The organism is Frankia sp. CcWB2, assembly GCF_977927585.1.
This window is the reverse complement of record NZ_CDWRCM010000248.1, coordinates 1,726-5,797: the sequence shown is the minus strand read 5'-3', so window position 1 is coordinate 5,797 and position 4,072 is coordinate 1,726. Positions and strand designations below refer to the sequence as shown.

The 4,072-nt window shown below is 72.5% G+C and carries 3 protein-coding genes and 1 pseudogene; 2 read left to right on the top strand and 2 right to left on the bottom strand.

Features of this window, described 5'->3' with window-relative positions; translation table 11 throughout:
• Nucleotides 1-306: pseudogene (locus ACY45C_RS19570) on the top strand (saccharopine dehydrogenase); the annotation flags it as partial.
• A gap of 24 nt (nucleotides 307-330) precedes the next feature.
• Here the strand turns inward: ACY45C_RS19570 and ACY45C_RS19565 are convergent.
• Nucleotides 331-1,893 (bottom strand): type I glutamate--ammonia ligase, encoded by a 1,563-nt coding sequence (locus ACY45C_RS19565; protein WP_462189023.1) that lies wholly within the window; start codon nucleotides 1,891-1,893, stop codon nucleotides 331-333.
• Nucleotides 1,894-2,255: 362 nt separating this feature from the next.
• On the opposite strand from ACY45C_RS19565, the gene ACY45C_RS19560 reads away from it, so the two are divergent.
• Nucleotides 2,256-3,401: an amidohydrolase family protein gene (locus ACY45C_RS19560; RefSeq protein ID WP_462189022.1), complete on the top strand. Its 1,146-nt coding sequence runs from the start codon at nucleotides 2,256-2,258 to the stop codon at nucleotides 3,399-3,401.
• A 38-nt stretch (nucleotides 3,402-3,439) separates the two neighbouring features.
• Here ACY45C_RS19560 and ACY45C_RS19555 read toward each other — a convergent pair whose 3' ends face one another.
• The gene (locus ACY45C_RS19555) at nucleotides 3,440-3,925 is read right to left on the bottom strand and encodes a VOC family protein (RefSeq protein ID WP_462189021.1); all 486 of its coding nucleotides are present in this window, start codon (nucleotides 3,923-3,925) and stop codon (nucleotides 3,440-3,442) included.
• Nucleotides 3,926-4,072 lie beyond the last annotated feature (147 nt).

The window sequence follows — 4,072 nt, the reverse complement described above, 5'->3', positions numbered from 1 at the left end:
CTGCTGGCCGCCGCCGCCCGGTCCGCCCTGCGGACGACCGGCCGCGGACCGGACCGGGCGGCGCGGGCCCGCGCCGGGGCGCAGGTGTTCGCGCTCGCCCGGGACGCCGCCGGCCGGGAACTCGCCACCGTGCGGCTGGAAGGTCGCGACCCCTATGCCTTCACCGCTCGGATCATGGCGTGGATGGCGGGACATCTCGCCGCGGGCACCGTCGCCCGCGCCGGCGCGCTTGGCCCGGTCGACGCCTTCGGCGTCGAGGACCTGGAGCGGGCCGCCGCCACGGCCGGACTGCGCCGGGTGGGCTGACACCCGGTCAGCACCGCCGGCGGGTCAGTACCGCCAGCGGGTCGCCGCGACGACGGCAGCCGGGTCAGCCTCGGCGAAGCGGTCGATCTCCGCGCGCCGGACGGCGGCGACCGCGTCGTGCAGCTCCCGTCCCAGGGCGCGGTGCAACACCTCGTCGGCCTCGAAGGCGGCGACCGCCTCGCCCAGGCTGGTGGGCAGGCGCCGGATGCCGCGGCGGGCCCGTTCGGCGGGGTCGAGCGAGGCCGGGTCGACGCCCACCGGCTCCGGCAACGCGGCCGCCGCCGCGAGCCCCGCCTGCCCGGCGGCCAGCAGACCGGCCACCAGAAGGTAGGGATTCGCGGCAAGGTCGAAGGACTTCACCTCCAGGTTCGCCGCCTGGCCGGCCGCGGCCGGCGGCCCGGGGATCATCCGCAGCGCGGCCTCCCGGTTCTCCCGACCCCAGCAGGCGTGGACACCCGCCCACGTCGATGGCACCAGTCGCAGGTAGGAGGCAACGCTCGGGGCGCCGAGAGCCATCAGCGCCGGCAGCCGGCCGAGGATCCCGGCGGCGAACGCCTCCCCGGCAGCGGTCAGTCCGAGCGGCCCGTTGCCACCCGCCATGAGGTTGATCCGGCCCGGGCGGGCGGATCCCCCGCCGGCCCGGGCTGGGCCCCCCCGGTATGGGCCCCCCGGGTATGGGCCACCGGAGTTCGCCCCGCCCGGGCCCCCGCCCGAGACCGCAGGCCGGGCCGGGGCCGGCGGTCGGTCGGGATCGTCGCTCCACAGGCTCAGATGCACGTGGCCGCCGTTACCCACGCTGTCGACGAGCACCTTGGGGGCGAACGAGACGCGCAGGCCATGGCGCCTGCTGACGCCGCGCACCGTCTCCTTGACCAGCACGCACGTGTCGGCGGCGCCGAGGGGGTCCTGCGCGGCGACGGACACCTCGAACTGACCGGCCGCGTACTCGGGATGGATCTGCTCGACGACCAGCCCCTCCTCGGTGAGCGCGGTGACCACGTCCCGCAGGTAGTCACCGAGTTCGGCCACCCTGATCATCCCGTACGCCGGCCCGGGAGCGGCCGGGGCGAACTCGTCGGAACCGGCCGGGGAGACGGCCCATTCGGCCTCGAACGCCATCATCGCCGTCAGGCCGTGCTCGGCGAGCAGTGCCGTCTGGAGGCGGACGAGTTCCCGGCCGTCCTGCGGGTGCGGTCGGCCGTCCTGGTCACGGCGGTCGGCGGGGGCCCAGGCCCAGCCGGGCTGGGCCGCAAGGGGTGTCAGCCGGTCCAGGTCGGGATGCAGCCGCAGATCCCCGACGGGACCTCCGGCGTACCGTCCCGCCGTGATCGAGTCATCGGCGCCGAACACGTCGAACACCGGCGACACGCCGACGCCCCACACCGCCGCCGCGTCGAGCCGGCCGATCGGCACCCCCTTCATCCGAGTGATGCCACTGTTGTCGACGTAGGTCACCGCAACACAGACGACGCCGCGTACCTCCAGGTTCGTCGCCGCGTGCCGGGCCGCCGCGGCGAGCCGATCACGCCTACGATCCTCTCCGGCGATAATCCGAGGGGCGAACTCGTCCAACGCAGGCTCGTTCATCCTCACCTTCCCCACGGGTCTCCCCTGTCCCCATGGTCGCGCGTACGCCTGCCAGACGCCGGGCGGAGCGCACGGCACGGCGGCCCCTCACTCTCCCACGATGTTACGGAGAGCGACAAAATTCGGCCGGATCGAAGGAGAAGCCATCTGTTCATCACAAGCGCTCCGAGCGTTGTCCACAGCTGGCGCCGACGCAAGAAGAGATGAAAACACGGCAACATCATCGACTTTCAGAACGACTGTCCCCAGGGAGCCAGGAGTAATCCACAAGTTATCCACAGGGCCGCTGTGGACCTAAGGATGACCGAGTGTGTCCAGTACGGTCAGGCATGACCTCACCTTCCAGGGGGGATCATCGATGGGTGGGCCGCCCGGTGGAACCGTTCGTCGATCACGAGCTTGTCGACCACCACTGCCATGGTCTGGTCGGCCGCGATCTGACTCGCCCGGAATTCGAAAGCATGATCACCGAGGCGGAACACCCCGGACCACCGGGGACGACGCTGTTCGACAGCCAGATCGGCTTCGCCCTGCGGCGCTGGTGCGCGCCGGTGCTCGACCTACCGGCGCATGCCGCACCGGAAGACTACCTCGAACGCCGGGCGGAGCTTGGCCACGCCGAGGTGCACCGGCGGCTGCTGCGTGCCTGCGGGATCATCACGTTCTGCGTCGACGCCGGATTTCAACCGGAGCCGCTGACCAGCGCCGCGGAGCTGGCCGAGCTCGCCGGCGGACGCGGCGTGGATGTGGTGCGGTTGGAGCGGGTCGCCGAGCAGGTCGCGGTCGACGTCATCACCGGGCAGATCGGCATGACCCACCTCGCCGACACCGTGCGGGCCCGGCTCGAGTCCGCCCGCCCCACCATGGTCGCGGTGAAGTCGGTCGCGGCCTACCGCGGTGGCCTGGAGCTGCCCGCACAGCGACCGACCGACCGCGAGGTCGCCGCCGCCGCCCGCGGCTGGATCCACGAGATCCGCGCCGGCGCCCCGATCCGGCTGACGGACCCCACCCTGCACGCCTTCCTCATCTGGTGCGGGGTCGACGCGCGGCTACCCATCCAGATCCACGTCGGGTACGGGGACTGCGACATCGACCTGCGCCGGGGCAACCCACTGCTGCTCACCGGCCTGCTGCGGGCGATAGCACCGACCGAGGTCAGTGTGCTGCTGCTGCACTGCTACCCGTTCCACCGGGAGGCCGGCTACCTAGCCCAGGTGTTCCCGAATGTCTACCTCGACCTCGGGCGCGCCATCCACAACTGCGGCCGCGGCTCGGCCGGCCTGCTCACGCAGGCACTCGAACTCGCCCCGTTCGGCAAGTTCCTCTTCTCCACCGACGCCTTCGCGCTCGGCGAGCTGTACCTGCTCGGGGCCGTCCTGTTCCGGCGTGGGTTGTCGGCGTTCCTCGCGGCGGGAGTCGCCGACGACGCCTGGACCGCGGCGGACGCCGAGCGGGTCGCCCGGCTCATCTGCGCGGACAACGCCCGCCGCGTCTACAACCTGCCCTGACCAACGACCTGCCCTGACCAGCACGGGCGGCTCGGCGGTCAGCCGGCGGCGGCCGGCGGGCAGAGGCAGAACGGGTGACCGACCGGGTCGAGAAGCACCCGCCACCGGTCCCCACCCGGCTGGAACTCGGCCTGCCTCGCGCCGAGGCCTTCCGCCAGGGCGATGGCGGCGTCCAGGCCGGCGACCCGGAAATCCAGGTGGAACTGCTGCGGGGCGTCCTGGTCCGGCCAGCGCGGCGGCTGGTAGCCCGCCACCCGCTGGAAACCGATCATGATCTCGGTCCCCGGTGGGGTGAGGTACGCCCAGGACCCCTCGTCGTCGGTGCCGGCGACGCCCCACCCGGTCAACGTGCCGTAGAAGGTCGCGAGCTCCTTCGCGTCCGGGCAGTCGAGCATCAGCCCGGCCCAGGTCGCCGCCACGTCACTCGCGGAGCCAGCACTTGCGGACCCAGTCGCCGCACCGGTAGCGGCCGCGCCCCCGGCCCTCTCCACACCCATCTCCCGAGCCGGGTCCGTTCCCGCCATGGCGATCTCCTTCGCGTTCCGGTGTCGATGTGTCGGATCCCATCCTCGAAGCCATACCTGACTTCTCCTGGCAGGTATGGCCCGGGGAGCATCGGGCATGCGTGCCGGCCGGCTCCTCTCCGTCCTGCTGCTGTTGCAGACCTGTGG